The sequence below is a fragment of the Paenibacillus profundus genome (assembly GCF_021369635.1).
Classification (GTDB): Bacteria; Bacillota; Bacilli; order Paenibacillales; family Paenibacillaceae; genus Paenibacillus_B; species Paenibacillus_B profundus.
In genome coordinates this window covers 20791-43356 of the sequence record NZ_JAJNBZ010000020.1, presented here as the reverse complement: position 1 = coordinate 43356, position 22566 = coordinate 20791, and the positions used below count along the sequence as shown (strand labels likewise).

At 50.3% G+C, this 22566-nt stretch carries 18 protein-coding genes; 2 read left to right on the top strand and 16 right to left on the bottom strand.

Features of this window, described 5'->3' with window-relative positions; all coding sequences use genetic code 11:
- Positions 1 to 118: 118 nt before the first annotated feature.
- The 9 genes from LQV63_RS20660 to LQV63_RS20620 form a co-directional block, all read right to left on the bottom strand.
- Positions 119 to 1429, bottom strand: a complete 1311-nt coding sequence (locus tag LQV63_RS20660; protein WP_157259712.1) for a replication-associated recombination protein A — start codon at positions 1427 to 1429, stop codon at positions 119 to 121.
- An 11-nt stretch (positions 1430 to 1440) separates the two neighbouring features.
- A complete protein-coding gene (locus LQV63_RS20655; RefSeq protein ID WP_019423642.1) occupies positions 1441 to 2187 on the bottom strand; it encodes a tRNA threonylcarbamoyladenosine dehydratase in 747 nt (248 codons plus the stop codon).
- 122 nt (positions 2188 to 2309) lie between these two features.
- The gene (gene aspS, locus LQV63_RS20650; protein WP_233698167.1) at positions 2310 to 4094 is read right to left on the bottom strand and encodes an aspartate--tRNA ligase; all 1785 of its coding nucleotides are present in this window, start codon (positions 4092 to 4094) and stop codon (positions 2310 to 2312) included.
- A gap of 105 nt (positions 4095 to 4199) precedes the next feature.
- Positions 4200 to 5450, bottom strand: coding sequence for a histidine--tRNA ligase (gene hisS / locus LQV63_RS20645; protein ID WP_233698120.1), 1251 nt, complete (start codon positions 5448 to 5450; stop codon positions 4200 to 4202).
- A gap of 581 nt (positions 5451 to 6031) precedes the next feature.
- Complete coding sequence (locus LQV63_RS20640) at positions 6032 to 7594, bottom strand: coproporphyrinogen III oxidase (protein WP_233698119.1); 1563 nt, start codon at positions 7592 to 7594, stop codon at positions 6032 to 6034.
- 134 nt (positions 7595 to 7728) lie between these two features.
- Positions 7729 to 8163, bottom strand: a complete 435-nt coding sequence (locus tag LQV63_RS20635; RefSeq protein WP_233698118.1) for a flagellar basal body rod protein — start codon at positions 8161 to 8163, stop codon at positions 7729 to 7731.
- Positions 8164 to 8322: 159 nt separating this feature from the next.
- Entirely contained in the window at positions 8323 to 8466 is a 144-nt protein-coding gene (locus tag LQV63_RS20630; RefSeq protein WP_233698117.1) for a hypothetical protein, read from the bottom strand.
- Positions 8467 to 8630: 164 nt separating this feature from the next.
- Positions 8631 to 9074 carry a D-aminoacyl-tRNA deacylase gene (dtd, locus tag LQV63_RS20625; protein WP_019423648.1) on the bottom strand — a complete coding sequence of 148 codons (444 nt, stop codon included), beginning with the start codon at positions 9072 to 9074 and terminating at the stop codon, positions 8631 to 8633.
- Positions 9075 to 9114: 40 nt separating this feature from the next.
- Positions 9115 to 11295 carry a RelA/SpoT family protein gene (locus LQV63_RS20620; RefSeq protein ID WP_233698116.1) on the bottom strand — a complete coding sequence of 727 codons (2181 nt, stop codon included), beginning with the start codon at positions 11293 to 11295 and terminating at the stop codon, positions 9115 to 9117.
- 303 nt (positions 11296 to 11598) lie between these two features.
- Between LQV63_RS20620 and uraA the strand changes: the two genes are divergently transcribed.
- Positions 11599 to 12861 (top strand): uracil permease, encoded by a 1263-nt coding sequence (gene uraA / locus LQV63_RS20615; protein ID WP_019423650.1) that lies wholly within the window; start codon positions 11599 to 11601, stop codon positions 12859 to 12861.
- A gap of 83 nt (positions 12862 to 12944) precedes the next feature.
- Here uraA and LQV63_RS20610 read toward each other — a convergent pair whose 3' ends face one another.
- The 6 genes from LQV63_RS20610 to LQV63_RS20585 all read right to left on the bottom strand — a co-directional run bounded on the left by LQV63_RS20610 (position 12945) and on the right by LQV63_RS20585 (position 19798).
- Complete coding sequence (locus LQV63_RS20610) at positions 12945 to 13457, bottom strand: adenine phosphoribosyltransferase (protein WP_233698115.1); 513 nt, start codon at positions 13455 to 13457, stop codon at positions 12945 to 12947.
- Between the two features lie 20 nt (positions 13458 to 13477).
- A complete protein-coding gene (gene recJ, locus LQV63_RS20605) occupies positions 13478 to 15907 on the bottom strand; it encodes a single-stranded-DNA-specific exonuclease RecJ (protein ID WP_233698114.1) in 2430 nt (809 codons plus the stop codon).
- 22 nt (positions 15908 to 15929) lie between these two features.
- Positions 15930 to 16880 carry a cation diffusion facilitator family transporter gene (locus LQV63_RS20600; protein ID WP_019423653.1) on the bottom strand — a complete coding sequence of 317 codons (951 nt, stop codon included), beginning with the start codon at positions 16878 to 16880 and terminating at the stop codon, positions 15930 to 15932.
- Between the two features lie 224 nt (positions 16881 to 17104).
- Positions 17105 to 18016 carry a protein translocase subunit SecF gene (gene secF / locus LQV63_RS20595; RefSeq protein WP_019423654.1) on the bottom strand — a complete coding sequence of 304 codons (912 nt, stop codon included), beginning with the start codon at positions 18014 to 18016 and terminating at the stop codon, positions 17105 to 17107.
- Entirely contained in the window at positions 18006 to 19274 is a 1269-nt protein-coding gene (gene secD, locus LQV63_RS20590) for a protein translocase subunit SecD (protein ID WP_233698113.1), read from the bottom strand. The genes secF and secD overlap by 11 nt, the downstream gene beginning before the upstream one ends.
- 218 nt (positions 19275 to 19492) lie before the next feature.
- Positions 19493 to 19798 (bottom strand): post-transcriptional regulator, encoded by a 306-nt coding sequence (locus LQV63_RS20585; RefSeq protein ID WP_233698112.1) that lies wholly within the window; start codon positions 19796 to 19798, stop codon positions 19493 to 19495.
- A 199-nt stretch (positions 19799 to 19997) separates the two neighbouring features.
- Between LQV63_RS20585 and spoVB the strand changes: the two genes are divergently transcribed.
- The gene (gene spoVB / locus LQV63_RS20580) at positions 19998 to 21581 is read left to right on the top strand and encodes a stage V sporulation protein B (protein WP_233698111.1); all 1584 of its coding nucleotides are present in this window, start codon (positions 19998 to 20000) and stop codon (positions 21579 to 21581) included.
- A gap of 39 nt (positions 21582 to 21620) precedes the next feature.
- Here spoVB and LQV63_RS20575 read toward each other — a convergent pair whose 3' ends face one another.
- Positions 21621 to 22439, bottom strand: a complete 819-nt coding sequence (locus LQV63_RS20575) for a DUF421 domain-containing protein (protein WP_233698110.1) — start codon at positions 22437 to 22439, stop codon at positions 21621 to 21623.
- Positions 22440 to 22566: the final 127 nt, after the last annotated feature.

Genomic DNA, 22566 nt, shown 5'->3' with positions numbered 1-22566 from the left:
ATCCCTCGCAATTTTGAATGTATGAACCGTATTACCCCTTCGTTCAGCTAACGAAACCAGTCACTCCGTAACCTATCGCTGCTGCAAGCAAGCTGATTGCCCCGCATCCGCTTGACCATCAGTTCGGATTGCGGCGGCGTTCCTGATTGATGCGCATTTTTGCTTCCGTCCCCTGTTCGCTTGCCATGAAAAACACGCGATTTTTAATCGAATCGGGCAAATACTGCTGCTCCACATAATGCCCCGGATATTCGTGTGGATATTGATATCCTTTATGACCGAGCTTATCCGCTCCTTTATAATGCGTGTCCCGTAGATGCAGGGGCACGTCCGCGGATTTGATATCATCAAATGCCTGCATGACACGAGCAATGGCAAGCGGAATGGAGTTCGATTTCGGACTTTCCACCGCAAACAAAATCGCTTGGGAAATAATATACTTCGATTCCGGCCATCCAATTCGATGGTAAGCCTCAAGGGCGCTTACCGCCTGCACCATCGCTTGGGGATTGGCCAGTCCGATATCCTCGCTGCACGCTACCGTCAAGCGGCGGATGAACGTCATAGGGTCCATTCCGAGCTTCTCTACGGCGTAAAAGAACCAAAATAATGCGGCATCGCTCGACCCGCGTATGCTCTTATGAAAGGCGGACAGCACGTCATACTGTACCGACTCATCCGCTTGCACGGTCGGACGACGAACCGATTCTTCCGCCACCGGAACCGTAATATGGACTGTACCGTCCGCTTCGGGCGTCGTCGTCATAGCGGCGAGCTCCAGCGCATTCAATGCCCGCCGAATATCCCCGTTAGCCATGGAGGCGATATGTTCAAGCGCCTCCGGATCAGCCTCAATCGGCATGAACCCTAACCCCTGTTCCTTATCTGAGAGCGCCCGCTTCATCGCGATTAGCGAATGCTCCTTCGTGAGCGGCTTCAGCTGGAACAGTGTCGAACGGCTCATCAACGCGCCGTTGACATGATGGAACGGATTCTCTGTCGTCGCTCCGATAAAAATAATTGTGCCCTTCTCCACTGCCGGCAGCAGCGCATCCTGCTGAGAGCGATTGAAGCGATGCACTTCATCCAGGAACAATATCGTCTTCGTATTGTACATATGTTTATTCGTTTCCGCTTGCTCGATAACCGCACGCACGTCTTTGACCGAAGCGTCTACCGCATTCAAGCGGACGAACTCGCCCTGCGTCTGCTCGGAAATAATGTTGGCGAGCGTCGTTTTTCCACAGCCTGGCGGACCATACAGGATGATAGACGAGACACGATCCGCCTCAATAGCTCTGCGAAGCAACCGTCCCGGGCCAACGATATGCTCCTGTCCGATATATTGTTCGAGCGTCCGTGGGCGCAAGCGATCGGCTAACAGCCGCATGCCCGGTTCCCGGTCTTCCTGATACGAGAATAAATCCATGTTCATCACCGTTATTCTATCGTTTTGAGGAGGTCACGCACGACGGCACTTACCATAATAAGTCCGGCAACCGGTGGAACGAAGGAATTGCTTGCCGGAGGCTGCTTCGCCTTGCGGATGTCAGGCGCCGTTTCCGGTACAATTTTCTCCGTTACATCGCTGCGCGGCTTCATTGGCTCCTCCGTCGAGAAGACGACCTTCACGCCTTTCTTAATGCCTTCTTTCCGCAGCTTCTGGCGGACGACGCGTGCGATCGGATCGACCGACGTCTTCGAGATGTCAGCCACCTGGAATCGCGTCGGGTCCATCTTGTTCGCGGCGCCCATACAGGATATGATCGGGAGCTTACGCCGCAAGCATTCTTTAATGAGGTGAATCTTATATGAAATTGTGTCCGAGGCGTCGACGACATAGTCCAGTTCGTATTTGAACAGTTCCTCGCACGTTTCATCCGTATAGAACATATTTAACGCAATCGCATCACAGTCCGGATTGATAAGCTTAATCCGCTCTTGCATCAGTTCCGCCTTCTTCTGCCCTACCGTCGTCGTGAGCGCATGAATTTGGCGGTTCAGGTTCGTAATGTCGACAACATCCTTGTCGATTAGAATAATGCGGCCGACGCCGGTTCTGGCCAGCGCTTCTGCGGCAATCGAACCTACGCCTCCAATGCCGAGCACGGCGACCGTGCTATTCTTCAGCTTCTCCAGTCCTTCCGGGCCAATCGCTAATTCAGTACGCGAAAATTGATGTAACATCGTCTATTTACTCCTCCTGCCGCATAAGCCGCACATAGTCGGAACGCCCCTTGCCGCCGGATCCAGCAATAGGAATCGGACGGGGGGCGTCATATCAAGCTGCCGTCAAACAGCTGTGTGGCTTATTGCTCTTCTTTCTTTTCTTTCTTCTTATATGTCGATTTAATTTGCAGCAATTCCAATTGGCCTAAATCCACTTCATTCGGCGCATCCATCATGAGATCCACCGCGCTAGCTGTCTTCGGAAACGCGATCGTTTCACGCAAGTTGTTGCGGCCCGCAAGCAGCATGATGAGCCGGTCAAGTCCGAAGGCAATCCCGCCGTGCGGAGGCGTGCCGTACTCGAACGCGTTCAATAGGAAGCCGAATTTCTCTTGCGCTTCCTCTGGGGAGTGTCCCAACGCGTTGAACATTTTTTCCTGCACTTCACGCTTGTAAATCCGCATCGATCCGCCGCCGACTTCGTATCCGTTCAGGACAAGGTCATACGCTTCAGCGCGAATTTGTCCCGGATCCGTGTCGAACAGTTCCACATCCTCATCCTTCGGACGGGTGAACGGATGGTGTTCCGCTACATAACGCTTCGCTTCCTCATCATAGCCGAGAAGCGGGAAATCAACAACCCAAGCGAATTTATACACACTGTCGTCGATTAGGTTCAGTCTGCGTCCAATCAGAAGACGCAGGTTGCCAAGCACGTCATATACGACCTTGCGGTTGTCCGCAGAGAAGAGCAGCAAGTCCCCTTCTTCAGCGCCGGTCCGTTCACGAAGCGCGGCAATTTCCTCTTCACTCATGAACTTTACGATCGGTCCGCGGAATTCGCCGTCCTTCACTTGGATCCAAGCCAACCCTTTTGCTCCGTACCGAGCTGCATACGGTGCGAGGTCATCGATATCTTTGCGGCTCCACGTGCCGCAACCTTTCGCGTTCAGGACCTTCACGACGCCGCCCTTCTCAATGACGGAACCGAACACTTTAACGCCGCTGTTGGCCACGATGTCGCATACATCAACAAGCTCGAGACCGAAACGAAGGTCCGGCTTGTCAGAGCCGTATTTCTCCATCGCATCTTGATACGTAATGCGTTGGAACGGAGTCGGGATGTCCACGCCGATAGTCGTCTTGAACAGACGAACCATCAGTTGCTCCATCATATCGTGCAATTGGTCTTGAGAGACGAAAGACGTCTCGATGTCGACCTGAGTGAATTCAGGCTGACGATCCGCACGCAGATCCTCGTCGCGGAAGCAGCGCGCGATTTGATAATAGCGCTCCATCCCGGACACCATCAACAGTTGCTTGAACAGCTGCGGCGATTGCGGCAAGGCGAAGAATTCACCCGGATGCACCCGGCTCGGCACAAGATAATCACGTGCGCCTTCCGGCGTGCTCTTCGTCAAGATTGGCGTCTCAACCTCTACGAACTCATTCTCATCCAAGAAGTCACGGAACACCTTCGTCGCTTTTGAACGAAGCGCCAGCGTCTTCTGCATTTCTGGACGGCGCAGGTCCAAATAACGATACTTCAAGCGAAGCGATTCATCGATTTCGATGCCGTCTTCGATAAAGAACGGCGGGTTCTTCGCACCGTTCAAAATTTCGATCTCGGTTACGCGAACTTCTACCTCACCGGTAGGCATGTTCGGATTAACCGTTTCATCGTCACGCAGGACCACTTGTCCGCGAACGGCCAGCACGTATTCATTGCGCGCACGGTCCGCAATGTCATGCGCATCATGGGAGAATTCTGGGTTAAAGACGATTTGCACTATCCCGCTGCGATCGCGCAGGTCGATGAATAATACGCCGCCCAAGTCACGTCGGCGCTGCACCCAACCGTTTAAAGTAACTGTTTCTCCAATTTGAGCTTTTGTAATTTTTCCGCAATGATGCGTCTTGTACATCATGTGATGCACGCTCCTCACTATATAATGTTATGGCTGCGCCATGTAGAAGTTCGTTACTAGAATGACGGTAGCTGCAAAGTATTGTATCTGTCGTTGATCGTATTAGCCTTGCTTTAACACGTCAGCCAGTTCACTCAGCTTGACGAAACGCTGCTCTCCGGTAGCCAGTTCTTTCACGGCGATTTCGCCGCGGGAGAGCTCGTCATCACCAAGAATTCCGGCATAGCGTGCCTGCATCCGGTCTGCCGATTTCATCTGCGCCTTCATCTTGCGGCTCTGATAATCCTTCTCCGCCGCAATGCCTGCCTTGCGAAGGTCATACAGAAGCTTCGTTACCTCATCTTCTGCCTGTTCGCCGAGGCCGACCAGATAGATATCTAGCGGAGGAGCATCGTTGCATACGACGCCTTGCTTCTCAAGCAAGAGCGCAATCCGTTCCATTCCGATTCCGAAGCCAATGCCAGGCTGGTCCGGCCCGCCGATATCGGCGACAAGACCGTTGTATCGTCCGCCGCCGCCAACCGTGTCAATGGCACCGATGCCCTGCGCCTTATATTCGAACGCCGTGTGCGTATAATAATCGAGGCCTCGCACAAGGCGGTGATTCACTTCATAATCGACGCCCATCGCCGTTAAATATTCCTTCACCTTGGCAAAGTGTGTCGCACATTCTTCGTCCAAGCTGTCGAGGATGGATGGCGCTTCCTTGAATTTCTCCTGATCCACCTTGCAGTCCAGCACGCGAAGCGGATTGCGGTCCATTCGGGATTGGCAATCTTTGCACAGCGTCTCTTTCATCGGTGTCAAGAAATCAAGCAGGTGCTGGCGATAAGCCGCCCGGCTCGGCGCATTGCCGATCGAGTTAATCTCCACACGCACACCGCTTAATCCAACATCCTTCATGAATTGATATCCAAGTGCGATAATTTCCGCATCCAGACTCGGAGCAACGGAACCGAATGCTTCCACCCCGAATTGGTGGAACTGGCGGTAACGGCCTGCCTGCGGGCGTTCATAGCGGAACATCGGTCCCATATAATACAGCTTCGTAACATCTGGTTCGCCATAGAGCTTGTTCTCTACGTAGGAGCGAACGACACCCGCTGTATTTTCAGGGCGAAGCGTCATGCTGCGATCGCCTTTGTCCTTGAATGTATACATTTCTTTTTCCACAATATCGGTCGTCTCACCGACACCGCGCACAAACAGATCAGTCTGCTCGAAAACCGGCGTTCGAATTTCTTTGTAGTTAAAACGTTGACACAAGTCACGCGCTTTCCGCTCGATCGTCTGCCACGTCTCAACCGTGCCCGGCAGCAAATCCTGCGTGCCCGTCGGTTTCTGATAAGCCATAGTTTCAACCTCCTATATAAATAAAAAAATCTCCCGCCCCGCAAAAATCAATTTGCAAAGGGACGAGAGATGGTTGTGTTCCATTCACCCGTGGTGCCACCCACATTCCGCAAAACAGACGGTTCATTCTCAAGCGAATGTAAAGCTCCGTCTGACTGCGCTTCATTTACGTGTAACGTCCGTATCACGCCGAACGGCTACTTCATGTAATGGACAGTCTGCCGCAAGACATGCTGTCTGTTTCGCCGTTGGTTCTCGGGGATGTCATTCATTCGTCCATCATATAAGGTTCTTCCAGCCAAGGAACCTATCTCTGTATATGTGGGGGTGAACTACTTGTTCCCGTCATCAAATCGTTATTTATGAGGTCATCCAAATCAAATTGCGATTGTCGGAATATAAAGAACATTGTAAGGATGCAGCACGCTAAAGTCAAGAAAAAAACCTACATCGAATGTAGGTTTATCAAAAGATATATTTTTAAAAGGGGGTCATGTCTGTTATTATAGGCTGTCAATGTTAAAGGAAGATGAAACAAACATTACAAAACGATTACAAATAATAAAGCGTTTTATTTTTGACTACTGGAACAACTCTGCCATCATCTCGATTTTTTTGCGAGTCACTTCCACATAGTTATCATTATATACCTTCGGCTCCTTTGGATTGGCAAAGCGGCTTATAGCGCCCGTCTTCGGATGCACCCACTTCGAGCTCGCCCCGCAGCCGAGTCCGAGTATCGTTTGGATCTCTTCAATAATCAAGATGTTATACAAGCTTTCCGCTCCCGGCAAACAATAACCTACGTTTTCTAAATTGCCCAATATATTTTTCTGGCGGTATAAATAATAAGGCACGTAGCCGTGCTCTCTGGTCCAATCCCCAGCCAATTCCATCATACGACCAATTTCTGCACGATCGGCCACCTTAAATTTCTCTTCGCCCCGGTGCTTGGTCATCTCCGACGCCCGCTTGAACGATAACGTATGGACGGTAACCGATTCCGGCATCAGCTCCTTCGTCTTCGCAAGCGTACGCTCGAACTCAGGAACTCCTTCTCCCGGCAGGCCGATGATGAGGTCCATATTGATGTTGCTCATGCCCATCTCCCGAGCCAGCTTATATTTTTCCACCGTTTCTTCTACGCTGTGATGTCGGCCGATAATATCGAGCGTCTCCTGGATGTAAGACTGCGGATTGATGCTGATCCGGTCGATGTTCCACTTGTTCAGCACAGCCAATTTGTCCGGCGTAATCGTATCGGGCCGCCCTGCTTCCACCGTAATCTCACGCACGCGGTCCACATCCGGGAACGACGTCATCATTTCTTCGTAGAGCATATCCATCTCTTCCGCCGTAATGCTTGTCGGTGTGCCGCCCCCGTAATAAATCGTCGTAATGCGAATACCGCGTTCCTTCAAGAAACGTCCGGTTTCCCGCATCTCGTAATGAAGACCTCCTAGGAACGAATTCACCGATCCTTGCCGCCCATTAATGTCATAGGCCGGGAACGTGCAGTACGCGCATTTGGTCGGACAGAAGGGGATACCGATATAAATGCTGATCTCCTCCTGCAAACGATCCAAATCCGGCAGGGCTGTCAATTGCCGGTCGACGATGCGTTCCATCAGGCCAATCTTATCGTCCGTAATCAAATATTCCTCTTTCAGCATACGCTTCGCCTCATCCTGAGACAGTCCTTTGCGGCGGGCGTCGTGCATCAGCTTCGTCGGACGGATACCGGTCAGAATGCCCCACGGCTGTTCGATTCCGGTCCATTCCGTCAATACCTGCAGCAGCGCATGGGCAAACGCGTTCTTCACCTGCTTCCGATATTGCTCATACGTCACATCCGCCGGAAACGAGCGTTCGTTGAGGGCTTCCAGCGTTTTACCTTCGCCCAGCAGGCGCAACGTGGCCTTCACCCGCACCAGTCCCGCTTCCATTCGCGGAAATGCTTCGGGCGTCAATCTCTCAGGGCCGCATTGCATCAGTCCGATGACGGCATCCTCCCCGTCCGACGGCACTGAGTCGGGATCTAAGCTTACCTGATAGGTCACTTCAGGCTGTTCGACAAACAATTGGACAATATGGACAAGCGAGCGTTCAAACGCCGCTTCGTTGGCGATTAATGTAATGCGCATCGTTCCAAGATTCCTCCCAAGCAAGCAAAAAAGGCAAGCATTGCCGCCTTTTCTGTGCGTAAAAAAGCGCTCATATCCATGAGCGCATTATCGATATCCTAGCATATTTTAGACGGAAAATAAAGTATTCGACGTCAGTCCAACTTCTCGACGTACCCGCCATTTTCGCGTATAAGCCGCACGGCTTCATCATAACGCGATTGTTCCACCTTGGCCGCCACCACGTAACGTAAATCGTCCGGAGCCGCAGTCGGTTCGGATATCGACACCTGCGCAGGGCTGAAATCTGCTTCCTCGCCGATTGAATCCGCCGCCGGCGGTGCAGATGCGGCAATGTTGTCATCGTCACGCGCAAAGATTATGCCAGCCGGGGCGAAGCTGCCCACGCCGCCTGTATAGGTCGAGCCATTTAAGTTATTGGTCGCTATCGGAGCAAACAGCAGCGCTTTCCCGTCAACTGACGCCTCTAACTCGCCTACTTCAATATTCGTCGCATCCACAGTAACGAGTTGGGTACGCAAGGATTCCGCTTCGTTTTCTGTACGTGTGTAAGCTTGAATTTGTTTCATGTGCATCACCTCATTCTCCCTATTGTTTACTTCCCGTTTCATTTCATACTGGAAGCTTCCTTGTTTTCCATATACCCTGACGATTGCCGGGGTGAAACAATGACGCCCGAACCTCCATCATGTAAGACAGAGCGTCCGGGCGTCATTATAGGCATTATGCTAACGTTTCATATGTGCTCCGCTGCGGCGAAGCGCGTCCTGATGTTCTGCTTCGCCACGCAAAAGCTTAGCTGATTCCTTCAACGATTGCGCCGATGTTAATGAACTGTATTGTATCGCCAATTGATGTAAAGACTGCCGCACGATATAACTCCTTTTAGAGGTTGTTCAAAAAGTCCCTTTTGATCACGAAGATCATCCGGCAGCTTGAACACACACTTTTAGTAACAAGACTTATTTCATATCGCACTATTAGTATGGGCGGTTCCTTTGTTCATTAATCATGACACGTTCCCTTATCATTAAGCTCAGCCTTGGCTGTCGATAATAAGAGTAACTGGCCCCCAGTTAGTAAAGCTGACATCCATCATCGCGCCGAAACGGCCAGTCTCTACCGTCAGGCCTAAAGAACGCAGCCGTTCGTTAAATAGCTCGTAGAACCGTTCCGCTTGATCCGGTCTGGCCGCAGACATGAAATTCGGTCGTCTCCCTTTGCGGCAGTCCCCATATAACGTAAATTGGGAAACGGAAAGAATGGCGCCGTTCACATCTTGAACAGAGAAATTCATCTTCTCTGCTTCATCCTCAAAAATACGCAGGCCGGCCACCTTGTCCGCCATCCAGTTCACATCCTGTTCCGTATCCTCATGCGTTATGCCTACGAGCAGCATAAGTCCTTCTGCAATCTGACCTACCATTTCATCACCCACAGTGACGCGGGCTTCTTTGCACCGTTGTACAACGACTTTCATCTTTGTTCCTCCTGATTTGCTTATGAAAAAAAGCAGCGAATTATTGCATAATTCGCTGCACCGTGTATACATCCTTCACTCGTTTAATCTTCTCGACGACAGCTTGGAGATGATCTGTGTTCCGAATGAGAATCGTCATATGGATCATCGCCAGCTTGTTGCGGTCGGACCGACCAGATACTGCGGCGATATTCGTCTTGCTCTCTGATACAGCCTGCAGCACCTCATTTAGAAATCCGCGCCGATCCATCCCTGTAATCTCGATATCGACGCTATAATTCGCCTCGACTGATTCGCCCCAGGCCACGTCAATGATTCGTTCCGCTTCTTCCCCATCCGCTGTCGTAGGGATATTCAAGCAGTCAGCACGATGTACCGATACGCCGCGTCCACGCGTCACATACCCAACAATATCATCGCCGGGCACCGGATTGCAGCAACGGGCAAAGCGGACAAGCAAATTATCGATGCCTCTGACGCTGACGCCATGGGTCGGCCGGGATTTGCGTTCCGACTCTTTCTTGACTTCCTTCACTTCGTGCGTCAGTTCAATCTGATTCGCTTCCTCTGCTTCCTTGCGGAGCTTCTCCGTCAAGCGCGTACAGATTTGCGCTGCCGTAATGCCGCCGAAGCCGATGGCTGACATCATATCCTCAATATCGTTAAACGAGAATTTCTTCGCTGCTTCGAGCAATTTGTCATCGGACATCCAAGCAGGCGGCTCTAAGCCGAGTCGTTTTAACTCGCGCTCAATCATGTCCCGCCCTTTTTGCACATTTTCTTCACGCTTCTCTTTTTTGAACCATTGTTTAATTTTCGAGCGCGCATGCGAGGATTGAGCAATTTTGACCCAATCCGAACTTGGACCGTACGAATGCTTCGATGTCAAAATTTCAACGATATCTCCGGTCTTTAGCTTATGATCAAGCGGCACGATTCGACCATTCACCTTAGCGCCAATCGTGCGGTTCCCGACCTCGGTATGAATGCGGTAGGCGAAATCAAGCGGCACCGATCCAGTCGGAAGCTCGATAACCTCTCCCTTCGGTGTGAAGACGAATACCGAGTCCGAGAAGAAATCCATCTTGAGCGATTCGACAAATTCCTGCGCATCCTTCGTCTCCTGCTGTAAATCCAGGATTTCACGCAAAAACGTCATCTTCTCTTCGAAGCTGCCCCCTGTGGAAGTATTTCCTTCTTTATAGGCCCAGTGGGCGGCAATCCCGTATTCTGCCGTGCGATGCATTTCCCATGTACGAATCTGCACCTCTGTCGGCTCTCCTGTCGGGCCGATGACCGTCGTATGAAGCGACTGGTACATATTTGCCTTCGGCATTGCAATATAGTCCTTAAAGCGGCCAGGCATCGGCTTCCACAGTGTATGGATGATGCCAAGCGTCGCGTAACAGTCTTTAATGTTATCGACAATAATCCGAATCGCCAATAAATCATAAATTTCATTAAACTGCTTATTTTTTGCCGTCATTTTCTTATAAACGCTATAAATATGCTTCGGCCTTCCGGACAAATCAGCCGTAATTCCCATCTCATCCAGCTTCTCTTTGATGCGAGCGATAACGTCGGAAATGTACTGCTCTCGTTCGGCACGTTTCTTATGCATTAAATTCGCGATGCGGTAATACTGCTGCGGATTCAAGTAACGAAGCGCAATATCTTCCATTTCCCATTTGATCGCAGATATCCCGAGTCGGTGAGCGATCGGGCAGAAGATTTCCAATGTCTCATACGCGATACGGCGCTGGCTTTCTTCTGACTGATACTTCAACGTGCGCATATTGTGCAGCCGATCCGCCAGCTTGATGACAATAACGCGGATATCGTTCGCCATGGCGATGAACATTTTGCGATAGTTCTCGTTCTGCTGTTCCTCTTTGGATCGGAACTGAATGCGTTCCAGCTTCGTCAAACCGTCGACAAGCATCGCACAGGTTTCCCCGAACTTCGCATGCACTTCCTCCAGCGACACAGACGTATCCTCAACGACATCGTGCAACAGCGCTGCCACGGCGGAGGTTGGATCCATCTGCATGTTCACAACAATATCTGCGACCGCCAGTGGATGCAATATATAAGGTTCACCAGACTTCCGAACTTGTCCGGAATGCGCTCTGTCGGCAAATTCGTAAGCTTCGCGAATACGCTGCAGGTCCGGGTCTTTCATATAGGTCGAAGCCTTCATTAATAATTGCTCGATGCCCATTGGAGTCGTTTCGATTCCTTTCTACATCCGGGGCAGTACCCCTAGACTACAGATTATCCTATAATTATGCCTTTATTCGGTGTCTCCCGTCAATGGTCTCGAAATTGCTTTGTCAATGTCCGATGTCCGTTGCTGTCAAACTTTGATAAAGGAACGTATTTTTTTATATACATGTCACTTTTTTATCGATATCGTAAAATTTGTTGTTGAAATGAAACCCCAACAACATGTAAATTATATAGTTGGGTCTGAAACTTCATTGTGCGGCCAATTACAATTACATATTAAAGGAGTGCATTCGCCTTGCAACGCGAAATTCAAGTGCATGAGAAACCGGGCCTCGCCCCGGGACTGCTGCTTAGCATTCAACATCTGTTCGCCATGTTCGGCTCAACCGTTCTCGTACCCAACCTATTCCACATCGATCCGGGTATCGTACTGCTTATGAACGGCCTTGGCACCCTGTTCTATCTCGTCTTATGCCGCGGTCTCATCCCCGCTTATCTGGGATCGAGCTTCGCCTTCATCTCCCCGGTGACCGTCGTACTGGCCGGGAAGACTGAGAACTACGCACAGGCGCTCGGCGGATTTATCGTATCCGGAATCATCTTCATTCTCGTGGCGCTAATCGTCAAATGGGTTGGCACGCGCTGGCTGGATGTTCTGTTCCCTCCTGCAGCCATGGGCGCAATTGTAGCCGTTATCGGTCTGGAACTCGTGCCGGTCGCTGCTGGCATGTCGGGACTCATTCCGGCCAGTCCGGATGCGCCGCTAGATTCGACTGCTATCACCCTCGCGCTGATCACGCTCGGGACAACGATAATCGGGAACGTCATGTTCCGCGGCTTCTTTAAAATCATTCCTGTGCTCATTGGAATTATAACTGGATATGTCGTCGCGTACTTTATGGGAGAAGTCAAAATGAGCCTCGTTGCAGAAGCCGCCTTCTTTAAAACGCCGACATTTACGTTCCCTGAGTGGAATTTGACGGCAATTGCCATCATCATACCTGCCGCGCTCGTCGTCGTCGTCGAGCATATCGGTCACTTGATGGTGACAAGCAATATCGTAGGCAGAGACTTATCCAAGGATCCGGGATTGCACCGCTCCTTGCTTGGCAACGGGGTTTCCACCGTTATTTCCGGCTTCCTTGGCTCTACGCCTAATACGACGTATGGAGAGAACATTGGCGTCATGGCGCTGACACGTGTCTACTCGGTGTGGGTTATCGGTGGAGCGGCCGTATTTGCCGTGCTGATGTCGTTCTTCGGCAAGGTATCTGCGCTTATCGCCAACATTCCGGTTCCGGTCATGGGCGGCGTATCACTCTTGCTGTTCGGGGTCATCGCAGCTTCAGGCCTGCGTGTGCTGGTCGATTCCAAAGTTGACTTCAGCAAGCCTAAAAACCTGCTCTTGACGACGCTTGTTATCGTCATTGGCATTAGTGGTGCGAAGCTGCAGCTCGGTGCCGTCGAATTGAAAGGAATGGCGCTTGCGACCGTGCTCGCTATCTTCCTGAACTTGTTCTTCATCATCATCGACAAGCTTCGCCTGTCTAACGAATAGCGACAGCTGATAACTTGTTAGAACACACACTTAGAGAAAATCCCCTTGGAACATGGTTCCAAGGGGATTTTGTTTAGGTCGGATTAATACGTGAGAAGCGTGAACACATCGATATCCTTCAGCTTGTCCCGACCGTTCAAGTAGCTAAGCTCGATCAAGAACAATGCGCCTACGACTTCGCCGCCCAATTGGCGAACCAAGTCGATGGAAGTGGAAATCGTACCGCCGGTAGCAAGCAAATCATCGGCGATAAGCACTTTCTGACCCGGTTGAATCGCATCTTTGTGCATCGCCAGCTTGTCTTTGCCGTACTCCAGATTATATCCGGCTTCAATCGTGTCGCCTGGCAGCTTCCCGCTCTTGCGAATAGGCACAAAGCCAGCTCCGATGGACAAGGCGAGCGGCGCGCCTACAACGAACCCGCGCGCTTCTGGACCAGCAACCAGATCGATTTGCTTATCCTTGACCAATTCTTTCATCGCTGCGATCGAAGCTTGATAAGCTGGACCGTCCTTGAGCAGCGTTGTAATGTCCTTGAAGCTGATTCCCGGTTGTGAAAAGTCAGGGATGACACGAATGTACGATTTAAAATCCATACGAATTCCTCCTAAATTGGTTATACACCGCGCACACGGTCCCAGCATGACCAGAGCCAAGCCGCAAAAGCCTCTGTCGCTGGTTCATACCAACGACTTTCCCAGGCGGAGGCAATCATCCAATCCTGATAGCGCTGCGATTGTTCAAGTGAAGTCTTCTGAGGCTGCTCCACGATGCGATAGGTTACTTTGTCTTGAGATAATATACATGTTATAAAGTCCAAATCTTGAAATACAGCGAACAGGAGCAGCAGTTCTCTATCGCTCATGTTCAATCGAGAGGCAAGCGACTGTAATAGTGCCGGTTTAGTGTCCCATGTTGCCAATCGTCTCAATTCACTATAAGCGCGAGCGATGCGTTCCCGTTCAGGCGAGTGCAGCCGTCCTCCCTCCGGTTGCCGGGGCAGGATGACATATATTCTTTCGACGTCCGGCAGCTGCCGGGCCACTCGTTCGAATTCTTCCTCGCTTGGCGGCATGCCGCAGATGACTAGTTCTCGCACATGGCTTGACAGGTCGGCAACGAATGCATCGTCCGCTTTCCAGCCCCAGGCACCCGGAATAATGACAGGTCCCTTCTCTTCATCGCTGTACAGCCATACATACGGCTCGGCTGCATATACACCCGCCTGCTCCCGTGTCAAGACAAGAGCGCATGATTGCGGCGCGTCCTGTTCTAATATTCTAGCCAACTCAACTGCCTTATCCACAGCATTGGAGGTGGCTCGCATATCGAACAATTGCCGCTCTGCAATGCGAATATCCTGCATCATAAGTTGAGGCTTGCGCTGGCCGTTCCATTCGTTTACCGACAGTTCGCCAAGCACATCTGCCCTCACATCGGAGGCGATTCGATGCGACAAGCTGCCGCGATGAAAAGCTACCGCATCCAATGTAGCACGGTCTTTCGCCAACATCAACTTCAAATGTTGACCTTCTTTACCCATCGTCCGCTTATCGCGCACGATCGCATTGCGAATGACGACACGAGGGCTTGGATTGCCCATTCCGAATGGAGCGAGACGTTCCAACTGCTCAATCTCGGATAGCGGAACGTCTGACACTTCACATTCCGCGTCCACTTCCACGCTAGGCATGAAGTGTTCTTCCTTCAGCTTCGCTTGAGCTGACTCATTCAAGCATCGTTCCAGTTCCTCAAGCTTATCCTGATGGATCGTCATACCCGCTGCAGCCTTATGGCCTCCGTAATGCTCGAACAGCTCGGCGCAGTCGGTCATCGCTTCATACAGGTCAAATCCGGGGATCGATCGGGCTGAACCTTTACACATACCGCTCTCTGGATCAATACCTAACACGAACGTAGGCCGATAATATCGCTCTAATATTTTAGAAGCGACAATACCGATGACTCCAACATTCCATCCTGCGGCTGCAAGCACGATGACGTGAGGAACGCCTTCTCTCTGTTCTATCTTTTTTTCCAGTTGGGCTTCCGCTTCCTTCACGATACTTTCCACAATCTTTTGCCGCTCCCGATTCAGCCGATCGAGCTCTTCCGCGCACGCTTGGGCCGTCTCGTCATCATCCGTCGTCAAAAGCTGTACTGCCGTATCCGCATGATCGAGCCGTCCGCTGGCATTGATTCGCGGCGCCATCGAGAAGGCGATATCTGTCGATGTTACATGGTTCGGTTCAATACCGCCGATTCTCATTAAGGCTCGTATCCCCGTATAATCGGAACGACCCATACGTTTCAGCGCTTTTTGGACAATGATCCGGTTCTCATCGATAAGCGGCATCAGATCCGCCACCGTGCCGATGGCAGCCAGCTCCAGCCATTCCTCTGGCAAGCGTCCAAGCAGTGCGTGAGCGACTTTAAAGGCAACTCCTACGCCTGCTAATCCTTTGAACGGATACGTGCAGTATGGAAGCTTCGGATTAACGAGAACGTAAGCGTCAGGAAGTTGTTCCGGTGGCTCATGATGGTCCGTGACAACGACATCAATGCTTAACTCCTTGGCGTATGCAACTTCTTCGAGGGCGCTTATTCCCGTATCGACAGTGATGATGAGCGTACAGCCTGCCGCTTTCGCGTGATCGATCGCCGCCTTATTCAGGCCGTAACCTTCGTTGGCCCGATGCGGAATGTAGTAATCAAAGTTCGCCTGCAAATGACGCATCACATAAATCATCAATGAGGTGCTCGACACCCCGTCTGCATCGTAATCCCCATAAATGCGAATTCGTTCATTATTGGCAATCGCTTGTCGAATCCGTTCCACTGCCTGTTCCATACCGGCCATAAGGAACGGATTGTGCATAAGTTCAACATCAGCATTTAGAAAACGATGAATCTGCTCCGCATCTTCTACCCCGCGCACCATGAACATACGCGCCAGCAGCTTCGAAATATTGGCTTCGCGCGCCAACTGTTCAACGCGGGCTTCCGATGTTTCCGCACAGATCCACCGCGAGCGTGGATGAAGCATCCTTCCTCTCCTTTATCAACATCTATTGCAATAAGGTTGTCGTGTCCTCCCGGACTTGATCCTGCATTCGGTAAGGATACCCAGGATCGAACGGATTCACATGAACAAAGACATCGGCAACGTGTAAAAAGCGCTGCAGCAAATGATTTTTGACCCGCTTGGCGATCATATGTCCTTCAGCTACCGTCATGCGCGGATTTACGCTTATTTTAACATCTACGATGACGTAATGACCATGCTCCCGTGCGCGCAGCTCATCAACGGTAATAACACCATCAACCGTTTGCACCGCACGGATGAGCGGATTAGCTTCTTCGTCGTGAAGGACATGATCCATCGTCGAATGGATGGAATCCATGACAAGTTTATAGCCCATATGCAATACTAGTACAGCAACAGCGGCACCCGCAGCAGGGTCCATGTACAGCAGCCAACCAATGTTGAGCTGCCCCCCAATCATCGCTGCGCCGACTCCGATTAACGCCGCGATGGACGAATACACGTCCGAGCGATGCTCCCATGCATTCGCGATAAGAGCTTGGGAAGAGAGTCTTTTGCCTAAACGATATTTATACTGGAACATTCCTTCTTTGGCCACAATGGATAACATAATTGCCGCGAGTGCATACCATTTCGGTATTTCCACTTGTCCGTTCCAAATCGATTTGACCGCAGAAATCGCCAGCTCAAGTCCAACGACAAGGAGCAATACCGAGACGATAATGGCCGCAATCGATTCCGCTTTTCCATGTCCGTAGGGATGATCCTTATCCGGCGGACGCTTGGCAGCCTTTAACCCAATGAGCACGGCAAAGGAGCCTGCTACATCGGAGGCGGAGTGGAATGCATCAGCGATAAGTGCTTGACTTCCGGACAAAAAGCCGGCAGCTCCTTTCACTGCAGCAAGAACGACATTTCCGATGATCCCTATCCATGCACCTGTCTCAGCTTTGGCAAAACGGTCAGTAGACATTTACATCCCTCGTTTGTATCACATTATGTCTGTGGCGTTGGCAGCTTGATCTTCAACCGATGAGAGGCACGCTGCCGCACAACGCCAAAGCCGCGTCACAAACGGACGCGGCTTTATCGTATGTTTCTTTCCTCCCAAATATGAGAAGAAACGAAAATTTTTGCTATTTCACGCAAGTGAAATAGGCAGCATTGACTTCGCAATTATGCAATGCCAATTCGTCCTTATTGTGCTTGCTGTGTCTTGGTAGATGCCTTCGGTTTCTTTTTCTCCTTGCTCTTCAGTACAACCCAGAGCGGGCTCGCGATGAAGATGGAGGAGTACGCACCGAATCCCAAGCCGAACAGAATCGCTAGTGAGAACATGCGAATCGACTCACTGCCGAAGATGAACAAGCAGAGTGCCGCAACCAGCACGGTCAACACCGTATTAATAGAACGAGTCAGCGTCTGATAGATGCTGTCATTGACCAAGTGTGCCAGGTCATGAATGTTTTTAACTTTTGAAAACCGCAGATTTTCTCGTATACGGTCAAAAATAACGATCGTATCGTTGATGGAATAACCTATAATCGTCAGAATCGCAATGATGAACGGCAGGTTAACCTCAAGCCTGAGAATTGAGAACAAGCTGATAACCATGAATGCGTCATGCAGCAGGGCTACAACCGCCGAGACCGCAAAGCGCCATTCGAACCGGATGCTGACGTAAAGAATAATTCCTAAGCTGGCAATCCCGACAGCAAGCAGCGCGTTGCGCTGCAGCTCACGTGCGATCTCAACGTCAACTGTACTGATTTCGAAGGAAGCCCCGGGATCAATCTTGTTGAAATCAGCTTTAAACTGCTTCTCTTGCGGCTCGGTCAACACTTCGCTAAAGCGAATGGTCATCCGTTCGGCCCCCGTCGTAATAATGGGTTCCTTCTTGAAATCATACGATTTCAGCAAATCGTCAACCTGAGTCTTCTCTATCGTCTTCGTCGAAGTGATATCCACATTCGTGCCCGAACTGAAGTCAACGCCGTAATTCAAGCCAAATACGCCGAGTGCTACCGCCCCAAGAATCGTAATGACGATGGAAAAGATAAAGAAATACTTGCTGGAATGAACAAAGTTGAATGTTCCCTTAAAGCGCACGGATTTCACTCTCCTTTACGCCGAAATATCCCGGTTTGGTCAACACATGTGCTTTCACAAGCATGTGCAGGAAAATACGGGAGAGGAACACGTTCGTAAAGATACTGACGATAACAGTCATCATCAATATGAGCGCGAAGCCCTTAACTTGGCTTTCTCCAAGAACGTACATTACGACACCAGCAATAATCGTCGTGATGTTCGCATCCATAATCGTACGGAAGGAGTTCTTGGAACCGGCTTTCATGGAAGAGTTAATCGATTTGCCGCTGCGAAGCTCTTCCTTAATCCGTTCGTACGTAATAATATTGGCATCCACGGCCATCCCGAGCCCCAAAATAAATGCCGCAATCCCGGGCAATGTGAGCGTAATCTCGGATAGCCAGAACACGATGAGCAGCATCCACGTGAACAGAATAAGCGAGAAGCTTGCGATGACGCCAGGCAAGCGATACACGATCAGCATGAATAGAAGGATAAGCGCTGTGCCGATTAAGCCCGCTTTCACGGTCTGATCGAGTGACAATTTACCGAGTGTTGCAGCAACGCTTTGCGAGTATTTCTCGGTCAGCTTCAGCGGCAACGCCCCTAAATTAATCGTATCCCGAAGCTCGTTCGCTTCCTCGTTCGTGCGTTGACCCGTAATGGTTGCTTCCCCGCCTGAAATTTCGTAGCTGACTGCCGGATCGGAAATCAAATGCTCGTCCATGAAAATGGCAAGGCGATTCCGTTGTTCCGGTGCCAAGGAAGCCAACCGTTTCGTAATTTCCGAGAACTTGCTGGCATCCTTCAGTTTAATCGCTACGATCGGCTGCTGGAGATCATTGAACACAACGCTTGCTCCACCTTCTACAAAGTCCGTACCTTTCAACTCCACTTTGCAGTAATCCGTCGCTTCTTTACAACCGTCAGAGCTGCGGAATGTCAGCACGGAAGGTTCTTTCAATCTTTTGCGTACTTCCTCTTCGTTTTTTACGTCGGCAATTTTTACGCGGATACGATCCGAACCTTCAATCGTAATTTCCGGTTCACTAGTCCCTGTCGCGTTAATCCGCTTGTCTAAGCTTCTTGCCGTTTGTCTCAGCGCCTCAGATGTAATCTTCCCGCCCGGTTCAAGTGGCGATGCTTGATATAAAATCTCAAATCCGCCCTTCAAATCGAGTCCGAGACGTATGTTGTTGACTATCGAAGGGCTAGTCCAAACAATAACGCCTAGCGATACAACAACGATGAGCAGGAATGCGAGCACCCTTTTCATATCGTCCCAAGTCCCCTTTCATATTCAATATTCCTATTATATCGGCGGTCATTTTTCGAGTCAATTTTACGGATCATGGCGATAACGGGATTCACTGTGCTCTTGTGCCGTAGTACATACTGTTTCCACGCTATTTTCATGGAAAAAATTATTATTTTTGTTTGCAGAAGAAAAGCTCCTTATCGGAGCATGATGAGCTGCGTTTCTGTTTTACATGGTTAGCTTTCACCTATATTAGTTCGTGATAAAAGGTTTTTTGAACAACCTCCATTAAATGGTTCCCCCCGGAAAGCCGCCATGGTCATATAGTTCATAAATTGCGTTGATTTTAAAGACAGTATGTCATTCACGACGCGATGCAGCGCCGGCTTGTCATTATTTTTTTTATACTTTGCACTGACGCATTCCCATACATCTTCTCCCGTTACGTACTCATAGCCAAGCAGCCTTAGCTCTTCCGCCTTACTGATGCAGCACAGCTCGATAGCCTCAATGCGCTCTTGTTCGGTATACAGCTCAGACATGCCGCACATCCCCTTTCTAATTATGACAACATTCGACCTCACTGTGCCGAATTCCTGCTCCACATCTTTTCCATGCGTAAGAAAAAGAAAACTTGCCTGCAGCACGACATTCATAGGAACGAATCGGCATGGAATAGGGACAACCGCATATCTATGGATATAACAGGTAGACAAGTCCGCTTCGGAAGAGGGATGAACCGTGAAAAAGCAATCGTTTATACAAGGAACGTTAATCTTATTGGCCGCAGGCATTATTAATCGGATTCTCGGGTTTATACCTCGCATTACCCTTCCGCGCATTATCGGGGCAGAAGGAGTAGGCATTTATCAGCTAGGTTATCCGTTTCTTATCGTCATCATTACACTCATTACAGGCGGAGTTCCGCTAGCAGTGGCCAAGCTTATCGCTGAGGCGGATGCTACGGGGGACAAGCAGCGCGTTCGCAGAATTGTAGTGACCGCCATGCGGCTCACTGTTAGCGCTGGTATCATCTTCTCCGTCCTCTACGTCGTGCTGGCCCCATGGATTACGTCCAAGCTGCTGACGGACAGCCGGGTCTATTATACATTTCTCGTGATGACTCCGATCATTGTGTTCGTCGCCATCTCTTCCGTGCTGCGCGGTTATTTTCAAGGCATGCAGAACATGGTCCCCACCGCGATGTCGCAAGTCACGGAGACGCTCATCCGCATTGTCGCCGTCATCGTCTTTGCATATATGCTCCTGCCCTATGGCCTCGAGTGGGCTGCCGCAGGCGCCATGGCAGGCGTCGTTGTTGGTGAATTAGGGGGACTGCTCGTGTTAATGTTTCTCATGCGCTCTGCTCGGAAGCAGACCGCAGCGGACGATGAAGTCAAGACAGAGCAGCCTGCTGCAGACCAACGCAGCGAAATGTCACGCCTGCTCCATATTGCGCTGCCTGTGACCGGAGGAAGACTCATCGGCTCCTTGTCCTATTTATTGGAATCCATTACGATTGCGCGAAGCTTAGCCATGGCGGGTGTCGTTACCGCAGTTGCCACCGCTCAATATGGAGCCTTGCAAGGTATGATTATCCCTATACTTACCTTACCGGGCGCATTGACGTATTCTCTGGCTGTCTCCTTGGTCCCTTCTCTGTCTGAGGCATTAGGACGCAAAGATATGGAGACGATTCATAAGCGCATCCATCAAGCGCTGCGGCTCGCTCTAGTCAGCGGCGCTCCGTTTGCCGTCGCCATGTTCGTATTGGCGCTTCCATTATGTGCGCTGCTCTATAACGATGTGAGCGTCGCGCCTATGTTAAAATGGATGGCCCCCATCGCCGTCTTCATTTACTTGCAGGCTCCACTTCAAGCCGCCTTGCAAGCGCTTGAACGTCCCGGCACGGCATTGGTAAATACATTTATCGGAGCAGCGCTGAAGATCATTCTTATCGTCCAGCTTACTTCAAATCCAAGTCTTGGCATCTATGGTGCAGTCATCGCTATATGTATTAATACGGTTGTCGTCACTATGCTTCATGGGATAGGGGTCATTCATCATATAAAGCTCAAAATGCCTTGGATGGACTTTTTAAAAGTAGCTGCCGCGATGATTATTACTGCGGGGTGCATGCAGGCCGTATACACGCACTTTCCTGCAGCTTCGGGGCAATTTTTAGCCAAGTTTATCGTTTCATGCCTGGCTGGGGTGGTCGTTTATCTTCTATTGCTTATCCTGATGCGTCTCATTGATCGCGATGATTTGGCGCGGCTTCCTTTGCTCCGGCAGTGGTTCGCCCCGAAGCCGCACCATAAATAACCTATGCTCGTAGTCAAAAGGGGCTTTTTGGAGAACCTCTTATGGTTGTTTCCGATCGATGAACATATGCCCTTTATGATCAATTGAACAGAAAAATACTTGTTTAAATTCGTTTACACCTTTTAACTGAAGTTGATTTTTCAACCAAAATCGCGTCTTATTAATGCTTTGTAGATTATCATCCTGCACCTTACCGTCCATGATAAGGGGAAGAGGTAAGGTTGCAAACCGAAAGCGATCGGGCTGGGGCAGGGTAGGCTTCTTCTTCTGTTTAGTATTGCTTGAAGAATTTGCAGCGGACGCTTCCGAACTGTCATCACCTGATGTTGAGGAGCCGCTGGACATGCCCATTATATCCGGATAATCCGAATCATCGGCGCCGCTGGACTGCCCGTTGGAGCTGCTGGCATTCTCCATAAGGAACACGGTCAGCTTCCCCGTTGATTCCAGGATCGCATACTTCACGTCCTCGAAATTATCGATGCCTTGTTCACGCAACTGCTGCATTAAATCATCCAGGTTATACCGTTGCTTACTCATTTCTTTCCGATTTAAATTCCCATTCGCTATTACAATACTCGGGAACCCGTCAAAAAGAAGCCGCAGCCTTCTACTTTTCAACGACATAAAGGACAGACTGATTTGGATGATGATTAACACACCTATGGGCACAAATCCTTCCCAGTAAGGCCGATTCTTGTCCTCAATGACAAATACCGCAACATCAGCAATCATAATGGAAATGACGAGGTCAAATACGGACAGCTTGCCGATTTCCCGTTTTCCCATCAAACGAAGCACGATGAACACCGTAAAATACATGACGACCGTACGAACAACGACGGTCCAGATTTCCATATGTAACACCCTCCTCGCGTACCGATATTGTCGGATTGCGAAAGCCGCATTCATTGGTATTCTGACCGCCGTTTCGCTAAGGCATTCAGCATTTAGTTATTGAAATATTCCCATCCGCTTTCTTCCT

Bases quoted from the DNA above. Each gene is read 5' to 3' on its own strand.
- dtd (WP_019423648.1), bottom strand. From the start codon at position 9,074: ATGAAAGTCGTTGTACAACGGTGCAAAGAAGCCCGCGTCACTGTGGGT.
- hisS (WP_233698120.1), bottom strand. From the start codon at position 5,450: ATGGCTTATCAGAAACCGACGGGCACGCAGGATTTGCTGCCGGGCACG.
- LQV63_RS20655 (WP_019423642.1), bottom strand. From the start codon at position 2,187: ATGTTACATCAATTTTCGCGTACTGAATTAGCGATTGGCCCGGAAGGA.
- LQV63_RS20640 (WP_233698119.1), bottom strand. From the start codon at position 7,594: ATGCGCATTACATTAATCGCCAACGAAGCGGCGTTTGAACGCTCGCTT.
- LQV63_RS20610 (WP_233698115.1), bottom strand. From the start codon at position 13,457: ATGGATTTTAAATCGTACATTCGTGTCATCCCTGACTTTTCACAACCG.
- LQV63_RS20660 (WP_157259712.1), bottom strand. From the start codon at position 1,429: ATGGATTTATTCTCGTATCAGGAAGACCGGGAACCGGGCATGCGGCTG.
- LQV63_RS20600 (WP_019423653.1), bottom strand. From the start codon at position 16,880: ATGTCTACTGACCGTTTTGCCAAAGCTGAGACAGGTGCATGGATAGGG.
- LQV63_RS20635 (WP_233698118.1), bottom strand. From the start codon at position 8,163: ATGAAACAAATTCAAGCTTACACACGTACAGAAAACGAAGCGGAATCC.
- recJ (WP_233698114.1), bottom strand. From the start codon at position 15,907: ATGCTTCATCCACGCTCGCGGTGGATCTGTGCGGAAACATCGGAAGCC.
- secD (WP_233698113.1), bottom strand. From the start codon at position 19,274: ATGAAAAGGGTGCTCGCATTCCTGCTCATCGTTGTTGTATCGCTAGGC.
- LQV63_RS20585 (WP_233698112.1), bottom strand. From the start codon at position 19,798: ATGTCTGAGCTGTATACCGAACAAGAGCGCATTGAGGCTATCGAGCTG.
- LQV63_RS20620 (WP_233698116.1), bottom strand. From the start codon at position 11,295: ATGGGCATCGAGCAATTATTAATGAAGGCTTCGACCTATATGAAAGAC.
- LQV63_RS20575 (WP_233698110.1), bottom strand. From the start codon at position 22,439: ATGGAAATCTGGACCGTCGTTGTTCGTACGGTCGTCATGTATTTTACG.
- aspS (WP_233698167.1), bottom strand. From the start codon at position 4,094: ATGTACAAGACGCATCATTGCGGAAAAATTACAAAAGCTCAAATTGGA.